This is a genomic window from Chryseobacterium sp. B21-037 (assembly GCF_028570785.1).
Taxonomy (GTDB): domain Bacteria; phylum Bacteroidota; class Bacteroidia; order Flavobacteriales; family Weeksellaceae; genus Chryseobacterium; species Chryseobacterium proteolyticum.
In genome coordinates this window covers 3,578,355-3,596,930 of record NZ_JALGCB010000001.1, presented here as the reverse complement: position 1 = coordinate 3,596,930, position 18,576 = coordinate 3,578,355, and the positions used below count along the sequence as shown (strand labels likewise).

The 18,576-nt window shown below is 34.5% G+C and carries 14 protein-coding genes; 8 read left to right on the top strand and 6 right to left on the bottom strand.

Annotated elements, in window-relative coordinates; translation table 11 throughout:
* Position 1 precedes the first annotated feature (1 nt).
* Positions 2–757 carry a prolipoprotein diacylglyceryl transferase gene (locus MTQ00_RS15990; RefSeq protein ID WP_273650263.1) on the bottom strand — a complete coding sequence of 252 codons (756 nt, stop codon included), beginning with the start codon at positions 755–757 and terminating at the stop codon, positions 2–4.
* A 59-nt stretch (positions 758–816) separates the two neighbouring features.
* Here MTQ00_RS15990 and MTQ00_RS15985 point away from each other — a divergent pair, with 59 nt between their 5' ends.
* Positions 817–1,857 carry a GMP reductase gene (locus MTQ00_RS15985; RefSeq protein WP_273650262.1) on the top strand — a complete coding sequence of 347 codons (1,041 nt, stop codon included), beginning with the start codon at positions 817–819 and terminating at the stop codon, positions 1,855–1,857.
* A gap of 52 nt (positions 1,858–1,909) precedes the next feature.
* Here MTQ00_RS15985 and fabG read toward each other — a convergent pair whose 3' ends face one another.
* The 4 genes from fabG to MTQ00_RS15965 form a co-directional block, all read right to left on the bottom strand.
* On the bottom strand, positions 1,910–2,653 hold the full coding sequence (gene fabG, locus MTQ00_RS15980) for a 3-oxoacyl-[acyl-carrier-protein] reductase (protein ID WP_273650261.1): 744 nt from the start codon (positions 2,651–2,653) through the stop codon (positions 1,910–1,912).
* A 168-nt stretch (positions 2,654–2,821) separates the two neighbouring features.
* A complete protein-coding gene (locus MTQ00_RS15975) occupies positions 2,822–4,294 on the bottom strand; it encodes a WG repeat-containing protein (protein WP_273650260.1) in 1,473 nt (490 codons plus the stop codon).
* A complete protein-coding gene (gene rsmI / locus MTQ00_RS15970; RefSeq protein ID WP_273650259.1) occupies positions 4,295–4,969 on the bottom strand; it encodes a 16S rRNA (cytidine(1402)-2'-O)-methyltransferase in 675 nt (224 codons plus the stop codon).
* Positions 4,970–4,977: 8 nt separating this feature from the next.
* Positions 4,978–6,381 (bottom strand): hypothetical protein, encoded by a 1,404-nt coding sequence (locus MTQ00_RS15965; protein ID WP_273650258.1) that lies wholly within the window; start codon positions 6,379–6,381, stop codon positions 4,978–4,980.
* Positions 6,382–6,442: 61 nt separating this feature from the next.
* On the opposite strand from MTQ00_RS15965, the gene MTQ00_RS15960 reads away from it, so the two are divergent.
* From MTQ00_RS15960 to MTQ00_RS15930, 7 genes are all read left to right on the top strand, one after another.
* Complete coding sequence (locus tag MTQ00_RS15960; protein ID WP_172281718.1) at positions 6,443–7,033, top strand: thymidine kinase; 591 nt, start codon at positions 6,443–6,445, stop codon at positions 7,031–7,033.
* Between the two features lie 185 nt (positions 7,034–7,218).
* On the top strand, positions 7,219–9,666 hold the full coding sequence (locus tag MTQ00_RS15955) for a bifunctional UDP-N-acetylmuramoyl-tripeptide:D-alanyl-D-alanine ligase/alanine racemase (protein ID WP_273650257.1): 2,448 nt from the start codon (positions 7,219–7,221) through the stop codon (positions 9,664–9,666).
* 4 nt (positions 9,667–9,670) lie between these two features.
* Positions 9,671–11,827 (top strand): patatin-like phospholipase family protein, encoded by a 2,157-nt coding sequence (locus MTQ00_RS15950; RefSeq protein WP_273650256.1) that lies wholly within the window; start codon positions 9,671–9,673, stop codon positions 11,825–11,827.
* Positions 11,828–11,831: 4 nt separating this feature from the next.
* Positions 11,832–12,242: an rRNA maturation RNase YbeY gene (gene ybeY, locus MTQ00_RS15945; RefSeq protein ID WP_273650255.1), complete on the top strand. Its 411-nt coding sequence runs from the start codon at positions 11,832–11,834 to the stop codon at positions 12,240–12,242.
* A 181-nt stretch (positions 12,243–12,423) separates the two neighbouring features.
* Positions 12,424–14,286 carry a tRNA uridine-5-carboxymethylaminomethyl(34) synthesis enzyme MnmG gene (mnmG, locus tag MTQ00_RS15940; protein WP_273650254.1) on the top strand — a complete coding sequence of 621 codons (1,863 nt, stop codon included), beginning with the start codon at positions 12,424–12,426 and terminating at the stop codon, positions 14,284–14,286.
* A 110-nt stretch (positions 14,287–14,396) separates the two neighbouring features.
* Positions 14,397–15,218: a class I SAM-dependent methyltransferase gene (locus MTQ00_RS15935; protein WP_273650253.1), complete on the top strand. Its 822-nt coding sequence runs from the start codon at positions 14,397–14,399 to the stop codon at positions 15,216–15,218.
* Between the two features lie 863 nt (positions 15,219–16,081).
* Positions 16,082–16,963, top strand: a complete 882-nt coding sequence (locus MTQ00_RS15930) for a C1 family peptidase (protein ID WP_172281696.1) — start codon at positions 16,082–16,084, stop codon at positions 16,961–16,963.
* 69 nt (positions 16,964–17,032) lie between these two features.
* Here MTQ00_RS15930 and MTQ00_RS15925 read toward each other — a convergent pair whose 3' ends face one another.
* Positions 17,033–18,223, bottom strand: coding sequence for a phosphoglycerate kinase (locus tag MTQ00_RS15925; protein WP_273650252.1), 1,191 nt, complete (start codon positions 18,221–18,223; stop codon positions 17,033–17,035).
* Positions 18,224–18,576: the final 353 nt, after the last annotated feature.

Sequence of the window (18,576 nt, the reverse complement as noted above, 5' to 3'; positions counted from 1 at the left end):
TTCAAATATTTTGATGTGAATTTACACTTTTTGTCTGCTTGATTTTAAAAATATAATAAATAATTACAAGTATGCACACAATCTGAATTGTTCCCAGGTTTCCAAACAGTTCAACTCTCGGCTTAATAAAATCCAGAAAAAATCTGAATGTGAAATAATTCAGCATAAAAAGCTGGAAAATATATCCGGAAGGATATTCCGCCGTACTTTGCTTAATCTTTAAAACAACCCAGAGGCTGATTAAGAAAGCGATCTCGTAAAGCGCTACGGGATGTCGCAAATACCCATCCCCCAGATGCATTCCAAAAACAGAACCTGTAGGAAGACCATATGTTTCTTCATAGATTCCGGTAAGAAAACATCCTATCCTACCAATGATGATGGCAAGTAATAGAGGATACACAATCAAATCTCCCGTACTTTCCTTATGCCCCACAATTTTCTTAGCGAGCTCCACTCCTATCAATCCAAAGGCAAGTCCTCCGACAATCGTATTATTCGACCATATATTTTTAAAGCTGAAGTCATTAAAAAGCTTGTAAGGATTTTCAAGATTCCCGATCAATTTTGACCCGATCAAAGCCCCCGCAGTAGCACCGATGAGAATCGCCGCTGAAACATTGAAGGATAACTTTTCCGGGGATTTTCTTTTTAGGTAAAAGTAATAACGCATTCCCATGAACATTCCCAACGCTTCAAAAAGAGGATGCGCCAGCATTGTTTTACCAAAGATTTGAAAAGTAACAGGAAAATCCATGCTTTCAAAAATACTATATTTAATATTATTTGCTAATTTTAATATTCTAAATAATCACAATGCGTATAGAATATGACATAAAGTTAGGGTTCAAGGATGTAATGTTCCGCCCGAAAAGATCTACTTTAAAATCAAGGTCCGAGGTTGATTTGGAAAGGGAATTCACATTTCGCCATACAAAAAAGAAGTGGAAAGGAACACCTATCATTGCAGCAAATATGGACACTGTAGGTACTTTTGAAATGGCTGTTGAATTGGCAAAAGATAAAATTATTACGGCTGTGCATAAACATTATTCCATACAGGAGTGGGATGAATTCCTGCATAACCAGCCGGAAAGTATTCATCAATATATAGCCCTGAGTACCGGAACAGGTAAGAATGACGAGGAGAAGCTAAAACAAATCCTCGAAAGGCACCCAAAAATCGAGTTTCTATGCATCGATGTAGCCAATGGTTACTCTGAACATTTCGTAAGCTTTGTAAAGCAGGCAAGGGCCAATTTCCCGGATAAAATCATTATGGCCGGTAATGTAGTTACGGGTGAAATGGTTGAAGAGCTTCTTTTAGTAGGCGCAGATATCATTAAAGTGGGTATCGGACCTGGTTCGGTATGTACAACCCGTGTAAAAACAGGAGTAGGATATCCTCAGCTTTCAGCCATTATTGAGTGTTCTGATGCAGCTCATGGATTAGGCGGCCATATTATTGCCGATGGAGGATGTAAAGTACCGGGAGATGTTGCCAAAGCATTTGGTGGCGGTGCGGATTTCGTTATGTTGGGAGGTATGTTTGCCGGTCACGATGAAAGTGGTGGTGAGATGATTGAAGAAAATGGAAAGAAATACCGGCTTTTTTATGGGATGAGCTCAAAAACAGCAATGGATAAGCATTCCGGTGGTGTTGCTGAATACCGGGCTTCAGAAGGTAAGACGGTAAAAGTAGCTTATAAGGGACCCGTTTCAGATACGGTAAAAGATATTTTAGGGGGTGTTCGCTCCACATGTACTTATGTGGGTGCTTCCAAACTTAAAGAACTTTCCAAAAGAACCACTTTCATTAGGGTTCAGGAACAGGAAAATCAGATATTTAAAGATTAAAACAAAAAAGCCGGATCGTTGATCCGGCTTTATATTTCTAATTAAGTTTTTTCTATGTCAGCATTCCTCCGTCAACATGTAAGGTTTGTCCTGTGATATAAGTTGACATTTCACTTCCTAAAAATACACATGCATTAGCAACATCCTGAGGCTGTCCTCCTCTTTTCATTGGAATTCCGTCTCTCCATGCTTTCAGGGTTTTCTCATCTAACGAAGCCGTCATTTCAGTTTCGATAAATCCGGGAGCAATAGCATTGCAACGGATGTTTCTTGAACCTAATTCCAAAGCAATAGACTTTGTAAAGCCAATCACTCCTGCTTTTGAAGCAGCATAATTGGATTGTCCTCCGTTTCCTTTCACTCCTACTACCGAAGTCATATTGATAATAGATCCTGCTTTTGCTTTCATCATAGGCTTAATAACCGCCTTTGTAAGGTTGAATACAGAATCAAGGTTTACTTTGATAATGGTATCCCAGTCGTCTTTAGACATTCTCAGCAATAAATTATCTCTGGTGATCCCAGCATTGTTGACCAAAATATCGATGTTACCAAAATCAGCCATTACATCGTCCACTAATTTTTGAGCAGCATCATAATCCGATGCGTCTGATTGATACCCTTTGATCTGAGTTACAGAACTTAAAGTTGCTTCCAATTCTTTTGCTTTGTCTACAGAACCGGCATAAGTAAATGCTACTTTTGCTCCGTGTTGAGCAAAAACTTCGGCAATTCCTTTTCCGATCCCTCTTGTAGCTCCCGTAATTAGCGCTACCTTTCCTTCTAATAGTTTCATATCTATGACAATTATTTTCTTTCTGTTTTCTAACCTGTTGATTGACGGCTAATTTAAGATATTTATTTTTGTAAATAAACAGCCGCAAAGATATTATAATTTGTTATTCAACGCATTATTAATTGCAAATTACTTCAATATTTCCCGTTCTTTTTGTTTAGTATGCAATTAATCCCAAGCAGTTTTATCCTCTGAATGAGTAAAATACAAATATTCGGAATTCTTTCCTTTGATAAGTTTTAATCCTTTTCTATCAGAAGAATAGCTATCATATACAACCTCTTTAAGAGGTTCATTCTTATGATTGGTAACACCGAATTTACCATTCTTTTTTACAACCATCTCTTTGGCAGAAAGAAAAGTGACCATATCGTCGTAGATGGCAGGAATTACCTCTTTTCCGGTTTCATCAAGCATTCCGTATTTATCTTCTTTATTTTTGTAGATCAATCCGGGTAAAATTTCAAAAGGTTTTATCGAAACAACTTCTGTTAATTCTTTATACTGCTTGTCTTTGGGTGAAAATCTATAAAATTTATTATCTTTCTTAACAATCAGATAATTGGCAAATATTTTTTCTATATCATACCCCTCCTCCAAAACATTTTTTAAATTTTTATCCAAAAGTGTTTCGGTATTGTTTTTCCGGAGATACATAAAATGATCTCCCGCAATTTTCAAGGCATCCACATCATCATTCTCTTGTGGCAGTACGATTTCACCATTAGTCATAATTACCGCAACTTTAGGATTTTTATGTTCAGGAACAGTCCTGAATAAACCTCCGAATAAATGATTCACATATTCAAAATCCGTTGCGTATACTTTTTTCTCTTTTTTAGAAAAGATGCTTACTTTATCATCCTTTTTAAGGTAAATGTATTCAGTTCCTACAAAAGCCTGGTCATAAATTTCTTCCGCAAGAACATTTTCCTGGGCATCTATAATTCCATATTTATCTTTGGGGATATTTTTGGTCACCATAAAAGGGTAAGAAACAATTCCATCAATATAATGATCCGAAATAGAGCTGATTGTCTTACCATTCTCATCAATCACCTCTCCTTTTCTGAATCCTGTAATGACATAAACTCTTCCTTTGTAAAAATGCAGATTTTCATCAAATTCCCTGTCAGAAACCAGGCGACCATCGAAATCATAAATCTTCCATACCTTTCCTGTTTTTACAAAAAGTCTCTTTTCGTTGGCAAACTCAATTTTATCAGAAAAAGGGATGATCTGTTTTCCGTTGTAATCATAAAGACAGTCATTTCCGCCTTTAGAATAAATAAGCCTTTCTTTGTTCTCCCAAGTTCTGAATTTAAAATTATCCAGGGGGATCAGCTGGTTTCCTTTGGTATCAATTAAAGCCATTTTTCCATTGGAAGAACCTTCTTTAACCTTTAATATAAACCTTTCCCTGGCTAACCTGGAGATCTCATTTTTATATGGGAAAGCGGCTGTAACAGTTCCAAGGGAATCTATAATGCCTGATTTTCCTGCCTCAGAAATTATTCCATAGCCTTTTGAGTAAAGGCGTACTTCTTTACCCAATTGTTTTGATAATAAGATCTGTTTATATTGATCGGTTTGCTGCGCGATACAAGCCGATGAAAGTAGTATAAAAAATAGCTTTTTCAATTAAATAGAATTATTCACGATAAGAACAATTTCTCCTTTTAAAGTTTTACTTTTGGAAAATTCAATTAATTCATTGATAGTTCCTCTTTTAGTCTCTTCAAATTTCTTGGAGATCTCCCGGCTCAAGCTTACTTTTGTATGCTCACCGAAGAACTCTTTGATCTGTTCCAATGTTGTGTTTATTTTGTGAGGACTCTCATATAAAACGATTGTCTTTTTCTCTTCAGCAAGTTGCTTCAGCTTCGTTTGTCTGCCCTTTTTCTGGGGAAGAAAACCGGCAAATAAAAATTCATTATTCGGGAGTCCGGATACCACAAGAGCAGGAACAAATGCTGTAGCACCAGGTAGACAGATCATTTCAATATGATGATCAGCTCCTGCTTTTCCCAATAAATATCCGGGATCAGAAATTCCGGGTGTACCGGCATCAGTAATTATGGCTACATTCTGGCCACTTTTAAGGTCTGCAATTACCTTTTCTGTTGCCTGATGTTCATTATGCAGGTGATAAGATTTTAAAGGTTTAGAAATCTCAAAATGTTTTAAAAGAACACCAGATGTTCTTGTATCTTCACATAAAATGTAATCCACTTCTTTCAGTACATTTACTGCTCTGAAGGTCATATCTTCCAAATTTCCTACAGGCGTAGGAACAAAATATAGGGTTCCGCTCAAAATTAGAATTATAAAAATTTATTTTCCACCAGTACCCATAACCTTTGGGCATATTCATCTACTTTTCTCCAGTTTTTGGAGTAATACAAATCACTTAAATACTCTTTTGCTTCTTCCAGTGTTCTGAAGCTGTTCAATTCGGAAATTACCTCATTAAGCTCGGACTGGCTTCCGTCAAAAAGCATTTTTGAAAATGCAATTCTGTCATTGAGATCCAATTTGAATTCAGGCTTTGACTTCTCAGCCTCCATAAAATTCGTTGGAATATTCGTTTTAAGCAAACTTCCACTCTCTTCTTTGATGTTTGTTTCAGTCTTTTCCTTCGAAATTTCCCTCTCTAACGGGTCATCATCAAACAGTGATTGAATGGATTTAAGTCCCTTGATATTAGCAAGCTTGATTTTCTTCTCCTGATTATAGGCATCCAGATTTTCAAAACTTTCGTCAGAAGGATGTCTTTCCTTTTCAGATTCATGCTGCCCATGATCTATATCAACGATTTTTCTCTTGTTATTTTCCTCTGAAGCTGTTTGTTCTTCCCGCTTTTCTTCGGTCTGAGCCTCGCTTTTAATTTCTGTAACAATATTTTCAACATTAGACGTTTCCATTGCCATTTCTCCCTGCTCTATTGAAATATTAGAAGCAATAAACTGTGAATCAACCTCTTCTATTAGCATTTCATCATCTTCCAAAACCTCTGTGTCAAAAATACTAGGGATTTTTTCATTCACCTCAGAAAAATTGCTGGTATCATTTATAAAAGCTTTTGCCCTGTCTGTCGCTTCATCGTTTTCTATGCTATTCTGAATATTTTCTTCTTCGTCAAAGGAGTTATTACTTGATTCCTGATAATCAGAAGGCTCATTTTCAAATTCATTAATCTCATTCAGCTGGTTGGTAAAAATTACTTCTTCCTCTATCGGATCATCAAACGATTCTTCCGCTTTAAGATCAGCAGCTTTTTCTTCAGCAAAATGCACCATATTTTCATGGTATTCATTTTCAACTATTTCTGTCAATTGATTATTGAATATTTCCTCCTGTTCAGTCCCGTTTTCATCCGCCTGTTCATCATCATCATATTCCATCCCTTCATTTTCATCAATTTCATTCAGCTCGTTATTGAAAATCGCTTCCTCTTCCGTCACTTCGTGATTTGAATCCTGATTTTCAAATTCTTTCTGCACAGAAGAAGTATGGTTTGGACTTTCCGAACTCTGTGATGAAGTATGGGGGATAAAATATTCAATATTTTTCTCTACCATTCTTAAAAAAGAAATCCTATTAGCAAGTTCATCCACAAGATCCTGCTTGGAAAGTAATTCATCCACGTTATTTATTTTTTCCAGTATATCGATGATATTCTTGGATTCGAAAAAAATTTTTTCCTTTAAATCTTGGATATTCTGCATATAAGATTCTTGTTAAAAATTGCGTACTTTTGATGTTAAAATATTACGGCTAATTTAACAAATGTTTTTAGAAAATACAATTAATCACTCCAAACAAAGCGGTTGGATGGAAGTTATTTGTGGCTCAATGTTTTCCGGAAAAACCGAAGAGTTGATCAGAAGGCTGAGAAGAGCAGAAATGGCAGGGCAAAATGTGGAAATTTTTAAACCGAAAACAGATACTAGATATTCTGAAGAAGATGTGGTCTCACATAATAAGAATAAAATTCGGAGTACAGCAGTAGAAAACCCAAACGAAATTCTCTTATTGGGTTCTAATTGTGATGTGGTGGGAATTGATGAAGCACAATTTTTTGATGAAAGCATTGTTGAAATTGCCAATGAATTGGCAAATAGCGGTATAAGAGTTGTTATTGCAGGATTGGATATGGACTTTTTAGGACGTCCATTTGGGCCGATGCCTAATCTTATGGCAACTGCGGAATATGTAACCAAAGTTCACGCTATTTGCAAAAGAACAGGGAATCTTGCCAATTACTCGATGAGAACATCTCAGGGAGATAATCTGGTAGAGCTTGGAGAAACGGAAAGTTACGAAGCGGTAAGCAGAAGAGTCTTTATTGATGAAGTCCTGTTAAAAAAGAAGAAATAATTAAAATATATATTGGCGGAAACGCTGAAAAGACAAAGTTGTAAAGTCATTAAACTGTTGAATTGTAAAATTGGTTTTTCTTGTAGTTTTATAAACCTACCGGAACCTTTTTACAATTTTCAGATTCTTTGATTTTGTAATTTTACACTTTTGCAGTTTCCTCACAAAGAGAAGAAAGAGCACCAATGAACTATACAGCAGACCAAATTGCACATATCACCAATTCAAAAGTAATCGGAGATGGTAATGCCATCATCAAAAATATTGCTTTTGACAGCAGAATCATCTATTCCATTAAAAACACTGCATTTATAGCTATTAATACCCAAAAAAATTCTGGTGAAAAATTCATTGAATCGGCGATTGACAGAGGTATAAAAATTATTATTTCCGAACATCAGTATCCTCAGTTTGAAAATATAACGTGGATCATCGTCAGCAATTCTGTTGACTTTCTTCAAAAGCTGGCCAAATATCATTTTGAACATTCTCATCTGAAATCCATCGGAATTACCGGAAGTAACGGGAAAACTATTTTAAAAGAATGGTTATATCAGTGTCTTTGGAATGAGTTCTCCACTGTAAAAAGTCCTAAAAGCTTCAATTCACAGATCGGTCTTCCCCTTTCTTTACTTCAGATCAACAATTCCTATGAGCTTGGGATCTTTGAGGTTGGAATTTCCAAACCTCATGAAATGGAAAAACTGGAGGATATTTTCAGCCCCGAAATTGGACTTCTTACTCATATTGGAACCGCTCACGCTGCAAATTTCGATTCCGAAGAGGCCTTAATTAATGAAAAGATCAAACTTTTTAAAGATTCCGGGGTTATCATTTACAATGGTGACAATTCCCTTGTTGATCAGAAAATAAAAACATTATACGCTTCTAAAAAATTGATTTCCTATGGCTTCAGAGATAATAATCAGGTATTTATTAAAAGTAATATTTCAAGAGAAGAAAATATAATTGTACAGTACTTTAATGAAGAAATAAGTTTTCCTGTACACCAAAGGGATGAAGCCACTTTAACCAATGCCATGGCTCTTATTGCCGTTTTAAAGGAGTTGAATATCGACAATAATAAAATTGTCGAAAAGATCAATGCCTTGAAGACTATTGAAATGAGGCTTGAAGCTATTGAGGGAAATAAAAATAACATCATTATTAACGATTCCTTTAATCTTGATCTTGATTCCCTGAAAACTGCACTGCAGTTCCTGAACGAATATAATAAGCCGAAAAAATCTCTGGTTTTAACAGATATCGTAGGAGTAAATTCGAATTCACAAGAATTGTATGAGGAAGTTTCTGAACTTGTCAATGAACAGAATTTTGACTCTCTGTTCCTTGTCGGAAATGAAATTACTGCATTCAGCCATCTTTTTAAATCTAAAACTTTTACTTTCATTAATACTCAGGAATTAATTGAAAGCAAACATCTTACAGATATTGAAAATCAGATTATCCTGTTAAAAGGTGCGAGAAAATTCGAGATAGAAAGGCTTAAAGATATCCTTGAACTCAGAAAACATGATACTGTTCTTGAGATCAATTTAAATGCGATTCTTCACAATATTAATTATCACAAATCCCTGCTAAAACCTGAAACCAAAGTAATGGCAATGGTAAAAGCAAATGCATACGGATTAGGAAGCTATGAAATATCGGAATTTCTGCAGCACCATCATATCGATTATCTTGGTGTAGCGTACACTGATGAAGGAGTAGAGCTCCGAAAAAAGGGAATTACAACTCCTATTGTAGTAATGAATGCAGCTCAGCATAGCTATGATGCTATCATACAATACAACCTGGAACCTGAAATTTACAGCTTCAGGGTGCTGGAACTATTTAATGATGCGGTTCAGAAATCAGGATACGATCAAAAATTCCCTATTCACATTAAACTGGAAACAGGTATGCATCGTCTTGGTTTTAAAGGTTTTGAACTGGATCAATTAAGTGAAAACTTAAAAAATATGAATGTCCGGGTTCAGAGTATCATGACGCACCTTTCTTCTTCTGATATGCCGGATGAAAGAGAATTTACTTTAAACCAGTTCAATACTTTTGAAAAAAATTCCGGATACCTGATCGAAAAGTTGGGATATCAGCCGATAAGACACATCCTGAATTCATCAGGAATAACAAACTATTCTGAATACCAGTATGATATGGTAAGAATTGGGATCGGAATGTTAGGTGAATCACCAAATAGTGAAATACAAAAACAGCTGCAATCAACGGTTAGTTTTAAAACAGTTATTTCTCAAATATCAAATGTAGAAAACGGAGAATCCATTGGCTACAGCAGAAGATATAAAACAGATCACCGTACAAAAATAGCTACTATACCTGTAGGGTATGCGGATGGAATTCCAAGACTAATCGGAAATCAGATAGGTAATGTAGGAATACACAAAACATTAGCTCCTATCGTCGGAAGTATCTGTATGGATATGATGATGATCAATGTAGATCACATTCCTAATGTAGAAGAAGGTGATACAGTGACTATTTTTAATGCAAAGCCAAGTTTAAAAGAATTCGCAGATTACTGCAAAACCATCACTTACGAAGTATTAACCTCCATTTCGCCTCGGGTGAAACGGATTTATATAAAAGACTAATCCTATGAGAAAACTCCTGGTCCTCCTGTTCATATTCCAATTACTTTTGCTGCAATCGCAGGTAAGAAAAGGGCTCGTGATTCCAAAAAATCCAAGGATAGGACTTTCACTTGCCGGCGGAGGAGCTAAAGGATTTTCTCATGTTGGAGTATTAAAGGTACTCGACTCCCTGGGAGTAAAAGTTGACTATGTTGCAGGAACCAGTATGGGAGCTATTGTTGGAGGACTATATGCTTCAGGATATTCCGGAAAAGAAATAGAAAAAATCGTTATGGATACCGATTTCTATTCTCTGATCATGGATCCTAAATCCAGAAAGGAAAGCACATTCTTTAATAAATCTGTTGACAAATATCTTCTTTCCATTCCCATTAAGCATGGTAAGATCAATCTCCCCTCTTCTATCAGTACTGGACAGAAAAATGTTTACCTGTTAAAGGAACTGTTTAAAAATGTTTCGAACATTGACGATTTCTCCAAATTACCAATTCCTTTTATGTGTGTTGCTACGAATCTGGAAAGTGGGAATATGCAGATTTTTGAAAAAGGTGATCTCGTAGAATCTATCATGGCAAGTTCCGCATTTCCTTCTTTAATGGATCCGGTAAAAGTTGGCGACAGTATTTACATAGACGGTGCTATGACTGTTAACTATCCATCAAAGCCATTAAAGGACAAAGGAATCGATATCGTTATTGGTGTGGACCTTAACCAGGACTTATCAAAAAGAGAAGATTTAAACAATATTATAGCCATTCTTAACCAGGTTATTGATATGAACATCCACAAGGATACAAAACGTCAGTACAAGTATACTGATATTAATATCAAACCGGACCTTAAAGGAATGTCCGCGACCAGCTACGATGAAAAGAAAAAAATCCTGGATAGCGGATATGTTGAAGGACTCAAATATGTTGACATACTGAATCAATTACCCAAGCGTTCTTTTGACCGCCTCAGACAGCGCGTAAATCCAATTTATTCCAACGTATATAAGATTGATAGCATTTCCTTAATTGGAAGCAAAATTTACGGTAAAAACTATGCTCTGGGGAAAATGGGATTACACCTTCCATCTATGGAAACTTACGGTAGCATTAACAAAAAAATAGACCGACTGGTAGCAACTAATAATTACAAGTTCATCAATTATGACATTGTATCGGAAAATAATGCCAATTATCTTAAATTGTATGTAACCGAAGACGATGCCAGACATTTTTTTAAATTCGGACTACACTATGATGATGTTTTCAAAACAGGATTGCTTCTAAACTATTCTGCAAAAAGACTCTTATTCAGAAATTCAAATCTGTCGCTTGACGTTATTGTGGGTGACCAGCCGAGGTATTATCTCAATTATTTCATTGATAACGGATACATTCCGGGATTCGGGATCTACTCTTCGGGAATGAGCATTGATCTTAAAGACATCAATAATAATGTTGTTGACAGCTGGAAATGGTTAAGAAATGAAGCCTATATCCAATCCGTATGGAAAGATAAGTTTGCAATCGGCGGCGGGATCAGCCACGATTATTTCAGTGCTGATATGAACGGATCAAATGAAAGAGTAAGCCGTTTCCTTAATCCCTATGTATTTATAAAAAGCGATACTCAAAACGATAAGGATTTTCCTACAAAAGGAATTTATATAGCTGCTGAAGGAAAAGTGGTCGATCTGATGAAATCTGAACTTGAAAAAAGAATTGTTCAGGTAAAAGCTGATATCAGAATAAATATTCCTTTGGCAAAACAATTTACTTATCGTCTGAATTTATATGGAGGAATAACAATCGGTGAAAATCTCCCGGAATTCTATAAATATAAACTGGGAGGAATTTTTGAACAGAATGTAGTTAATTTCAGAAGTTTTGCAGGATTTTATTTTGCACAGCTAAGTACTAACAACGTTGTTTTAGTATCTAATGATCTTCAGTTTAAATTGAACAAAAATTATTTCATAAGTGGAAACTTCTCTTTTGCGAACCTTTCCAACGATATAACTTTTGAAAACGCAGCTAAACTTAACTACAGTTCCCTGGGAATAACAGCAGGATATAAATCTCCGTTCGGACAAATTAAAATTAATTTCAGTCACTCTCTAAAAAATAATCAAAAAGGCATATTCAGTGTAATACTAGGACACTGGTTTTAAAAAAATGATACAATTCTTTTACGAAAACTTACCGGAATCTGTGAACACAGACTATACAAAATGGCTGGAAGATATCATTCTTTCAGAAGGAAAAAAATTAGGTGAAATCAATTACATCTTTTGTGATGATGAATATTTACTTAAAATTAATCAGGATTATTTACAACATGATTACTATACAGACATCATCACTTTTGATTATGTTAAAGGCAAAACAATAAGCGCAGAGATTTTCGTATCTTTGCAGCGCATTTCAGATAATGCTTCTACCCTATCAAAAAATTATGAAGAAGAATTAAGAAGGGTTCTAGGACATGGCATCCTTCATCTTTGCGGATATAAGGACAAGACCGAAGAAGAAGAAAAAGAAATGCGAAGTAAAGAAGATTTCTATCTAGCTAAATACATTGGATAATGTAGTTTGGCATTTGTAATCTTTACACCATGTTTTTTTAATTTATTTTTTTGAATGAAGCGAAATAAACATGGCGAAAAACAATGAATATAGGCTTATTAAAGCAGTATTTAAAAAAAATGTTTCACGTGAAACATTTAGTAAAAAGATTAAAATTTAAGCCTTAAAACAGGTATAAAAAATGATTTCAGAAATATATGACGTAATAGTAGTAGGTGCAGGCCATGCAGGTTGCGAAGCTGCAGCCGCAGCTGCAAACCTAGGATCAAAAACCCTGCTCGTTACAATGAACATGCAGACCATTGGTCAAATGAGCTGTAACCCTGCTATGGGAGGAATAGCTAAAGGGCAGATCGTACGTGAAATTGATGCTATGGGAGGATATTCAGGAATTGTAGCTGATAAATCAGCCATACAATTTAAAATGCTGAACCTTTCAAAAGGTCCTGCGATGTGGTCACCCAGAACCCAGAACGATAGAATGCTTTTCGCTGAAGAATGGCGTTTAGCATTAGAAAATACACCCAATCTTGATTTCTTTCAGGATATGGTAAAGCAGCTTATTATTGAAAATAACCAGGTAGTTGGTGTGGTAACTTCTTTAGGAATTTCAATTAAAGCTAAATCTGTAGTCCTCACAAACGGTACTTTCCTTAATGGTTTGATCCACGTTGGCGATAAACAATTGGGAGGTGGAAGAATGGGAGAACCCAGAGCTTTTGGCATTACAGAACAATTGGTATCTTTAGGTTTTGAAGCCGGAAGAATGAAAACCGGTACTCCACCGAGAGTAGATGGAAGAAGCCTTGATTATTCCAAAATGGAAGAGCAAAAAGGAGATGAAAAACCACAAAAGTTCAGTTACTTAGATACTCCGAAGTTAACCAAACAATTAAGTTGTCATATCGTATACACCAACGAAACCGTACACGATATTCTACGCGAAGGTTTTGACAGAAGCCCTATGTTTAATGGTACCATTCAGAGTTTAGGTCCAAGATATTGCCCTAGTATTGAAGATAAAATCAACCGATTTGCTGAACGTACAAGACACCAGTTATTTGTAGAGCCCGAAGGCTGGAGAACAGTAGAAATATATGTAAACGGCTTTAGTTCGTCCTTACCGGAAGATGTACAAATCAAAGCTATGAAACATATTCCAGGATTCGAAAACGTAAAGGTTTTCCGTCCGGGCTATGCCATTGAATACGACTACTTCCCCCCTACCCAGTTAAAGCATACCTTAGAAACAAAACTAATTGATAATTTATATTTTGCCGGACAAATTAATGGTACTACAGGATATGAAGAAGCGGCCGGTCAAGGTTTAATGGCAGGTATCAACGCCCATAATAAAGTACACGGTAAAGAAGAATTTATTCTTAACAGGGATGAAGCATATATAGGAGTTTTAATTGATGATCTTATTACCAAAGGTACAGAGGAACCTTACAGAATGTTTACTTCACGTGCCGAATACAGACTCCTTTTAAGACAGGATAATGCGGATATCAGATTAACTGAAAAAGCGTATCAACTTGGACTTGCAAAAGAAGAAAGATTAAGAAAAGTTGAGCAAAAAATAGCTAAAAGTGAGGAACTTGAAACATTCTTGCGAGAAACTTCTTTAAAACCCGGAATCATCAATCCTATTCTAGAAAGTGAAGAAAGTAATCCTGTAGATCAAGCCTACAGAGCTTCTCAGTTTCTTACCAGACCTAATATTACATTAGAAAAGCTTGAAAATATTGATATTATTAAAGATGTAGCCTCTCAGTTTGACGATGAAGTAAGGGAACAAGCTGAAATTAATATCAAATACAAAGGATATATTGAAAAGGAGAAAGAAAATGTTGCAAAACTGAACCGTTTGGAAAACATTAAAATTCCAGAAGATTTTGATTATCTAAAACTCTCAAGTTTATCATCTGAAGCTAAACAAAAAATGAATAATGTAAGACCAAAAACAATTGCGCAAGCAGGAAGAATCAGTGGTGTATCCCCAGCTGATATCAACGTTTTACTGGTCTATTTAGGACGATAATTACATTATGTTTCACGTGAAACATAATTAAATTTAAAACAAAATTAAGGTATTTATGAGCTTTATATAAACTCTGAATATCTTAATTTTTACCATAAAAGAATATTTTAATGAAAATTAAAGATCACTTTCTGACTCAGGAAATATTTGAAATTAAAGAAACAGAAACTAAAGGAGTTTTCAAAACCTCCCCTATTCCATCCAACATTTCAAAATACTACGAAAGCGAGGATTACATTTCCCATCATCAGGATTCAGGAAGCCTAAAAGAAAAAGTATATAAATTCCTTCAGTCTTTCAATCTTCAATATAAGAAAACAATTCTCATAGATCGTATTAATAAGAATTCAAAAGTTCTGGATTATGGTTGTGGCGCCGGAGAATTTGTAAAATTTATAGAAAATGATTTTCAGACGTTTGGATATGAACCTAATCCAGATGCAAGAAAAGCTGCACAGAGCAAAGTAACAAAAGCTAAAATAATAGATAACGTTACTTCCTTAGAAGATAATAGTCTTGATGCAATTACATTATGGCATGTTTTTGAACATATTGAAAATCAGTCAGAGATCCTGGAAATCTTTCATAATAAATTAAAAGAAAAAGGACTTCTGATCATTGCCGTACCCAACCCTACTTCGTATGATGCAAAACACTACAAAGAATATTGGGCTGCTTATGACGTTCCAAGACATATCTTTCATTTTTCAAAAAAAGGCATGGAAAATTTAATATCAAAAAATCCAGATTGGAAATTAAGAAAAATCAAACCGCTTGTCCTGGATTCATATTACATCTCAATGCTCAGCGAAAAATATAAAAAATCACCACTTTTTTGGCTGAAAGCTATCATCTACGGAACGATTTCTAACGTAAATGCCCTTTTTTCGAACGAATTTTCAAGTTTGATATATATTATCGAAAAAAGATAGAAAATCGATTTTTGATATATTTCTGAAGGTCAATTTTTGACAAATTTGGCTCCAAAATAAAAAAGTGAAGAAATTAATAATTAAAAATTCAAGATAATTTGTAAAATTACCTTGAATAAAAGGTCTGATATTTTATCAGACCTTTTTTATTTATTTATGTTTACTATTCAAAATATAAAATGTAACAAGAATCGACAAAACTTAAATCAATAAATAATTTTTATCTCCAATTCTCATTTAACATTATTTCAAACTCTGCAATAGATCATTAAATCAAAATGAAAAATACATTTCCAAATTTCTCTCCTACCCCTATCGATTTAAAAATTACCCTTGGATTATTAAAAATCACCAACTTAATAAATCTATAGACAAATACCATCTCTCACTTTTAAACTTAGTATTTTAATTAATAAAATCAACCATATTAGAAATAATAAAAAACATATTAATAACACCACCAATTCACTAGAGATATTTAAAAAATTACCAAAAACAAACATTTAACACCATTTTTTTCATTTTAAAAAGGAAAAATTATGAATAAAATTAAAATTTCAGGTTAAAACTTGAAAAAAAATATAAATATTTTAAATTATATAAAATAAATTATTTAGTTAAATAATTTATTTAAAGAAAAAAAATAAACAAAATAACTTAATTAGTAATAAAAACACACTAAATATTAAAATATTTAAAACAAATGGTAAAATATAAAAATAAAATAAACAGAAATAAAAATAATTAAGTAAAAAATATTAATAATTGCATTTTGTTTATCAATTCTTATGTTTTACATAAAATAAATCATTGATATGTGAAAATAATTTATACATTCACAGAACCATTTTAAATATTAATCAATGAAAAATTTTAAACTCGTAATGATAGCAATAGGAATGCTATCCATTACAGCATGCGAAAAAAGAGACGAAGATTTAAACACGCAATCTTCAGAAAAACAGCAACTTCACTCATTGGGAGCAAAGCTGATTGATCAAACTACTTACAACAATTTCGCTAAAGTAAACATCAATGAGCTAACCTTAAGACTAAAGGGTAAGACCGAAAAAGCAGCAAAAAATGCACTTGCTTCAAGTTATTTAATTCCCGGTCTTCCCGCAATTGGAGACCAGGGAGCAGAAGGTTCTTGTGTTGCCTGGGCAACAGCTTATACCACAGCTAGTGGTCTGGAATCTAATTTCAAAGGAGTTACTGCCAAAAGAAGCCCCGAGTACGTTTATAATCAAATCAAGCTCGGATCTTGTGATGCAGGTGCTTATGTAAGTGATGGATTAAATCTGATTAAAAATCAGGGTGTTTGCAGTTGGGCGGAAATGCCTTATACAGATACAGGATGTTCTACTCAGCCAAATTCCTCACAGAAAAATGCCGCAAGCACTCACAAATTTACCACCTGGGCAACGGTTGATAAAACAGATATCAGTAATGTAAAAACACTTCTAAGCATGAATTTACCCATAGTTATCGCAGTAACAGTAGATTACAGCTTTGATCATTTAAGTTCATCTAACGGATGGATCTGGAAGTCACATTCAGGTAGCAGCAGAGGTGGCCACGCCATTGCGGTAATAGGATATGATGATGCCAAACAGGCATTTAAAGTACAAAACCAATGGGGAACAAATTGGGGCAACAATGGATATTTCTGGATCGATTATTCATTCTTTGCCAAAACAACTAATGGTGCGATTAACGAATGTTACGTAGCATATGTTCAATAAATAATGATTTCAAAAAAAATAACCTTCTCACATTGAGAGGGTTATTTTCTTTATATATAATAACAGTTTTTACTTATTGATCGCAGCAATACCGGGAAGTTCCAGTCCTTCAAGACTTTCAAGCATCGCTCCCCCACCGGTAGATACATAGCTCACTTTATTTCCGTAACCAAATTGCTTAACAAAAGCAACACTGTCACCTCCACCTACTAAGGAAAAAGCTCCCAGCTTTGTTGCCTCAGCTATACTGTCTCCAAGTGCAATAGTCCCGGCAGCAAAATTAGACATTTCAAATACTCCGATAGGACCATTCCATAAAATAGTTCTTGAATTTAATAGAACGTCATTAAACTGATCTCTTGATTTTGAACCTGCATCCAATCCCATCCATCCTTCAGGAATAGCATATATATCTACTTCCTTCCTATCAGCATCATTATTAAAACTTTCTGCAATGATCGTATCAGATGGCAGATAAACTTTCACATGATGCTCTTTTGCTTTAGCCAAAATTTCCAGTGCTAAAGGTAACTTGTCTTCTTCCACCAAGGAATTACCTATTTTACCTCCAAGAGCTTTAATAAATGTAAATGCCATTCCACCACCAATAATTAAATTATCAATGGCAGGTAGAATATTTTCTATAATGGTAATTTTAGTTGAAACCTTAGATCCTCCAAGTATCGCAGTTACAGGCCTTTCACCATTCTTTAAAACTTTATCAATAGCTGCAAGCTCATTAGCCATTAGTAAACCGAAAAATTTAGTTGAATCAAAAAACTTAGCGATTACAGCTGTAGAAGCATGTGCACGGTGTGCAGTACCAAATGCATCATTCACATAGGCATCTCCTAATTTAGAAAGCTGCTCAGCAAAGCCTTCATCTCCTTTCTCTTCTTCATTATGAAATCTAAGATTTTCCAATAATAAAATTTCACCAGGTTTAAGCTCGGAAGCAGCCTGCTCAGCTTTTGGTCCTACAGATTCTTCTATGAATTTTACCTCTTTTCCTAAAATATTGGATACTTCCTCAAGAATATGCTTCAATGAAAACTCGTCTTTCACCTCTCCTTTAGGTCTTCCCAGGTGAGTCATTAAAATCACAGATCCTCCATCATTAAGAATTTTATCAATAGTTGGTTTAACCGCAGCAATTCTTGTATTATCCGTAACTTTAAGCTGATCATCTTGCGGAACATTAAAATCCACCCTTACTAAAGCCTTTTTGTCTTTAAAATTGAAATCATTCACTGTTTTCATAAATATCTTAGAATTTTCGTTTCACAAATGTAAGATTTTAAACTTTTGAAAAAGATCGAATAAAAAAAAGTTTTCAAAAAACTTCCCACAAGCCCAACACTCACTAACCAACAATTTTTTTTTTTGATAAAAGAAGAATGAGTATTGTTGTTGAGTGTTGTGAGTTTCGGGGATAACTTTACCCTAAAAAGTTGATAACACTAAATTTTTATGTAATTCATATTTAATTCACAATATAATTTCTTGTAAATCTGATTATTTAAAGGGTTACTAACAAAAATCGTTTAGTTGTTAACAATTTTAATTATTAATTACTCATTTATGGAAAAGCTAATGAATTCTTCCAAAAAAGA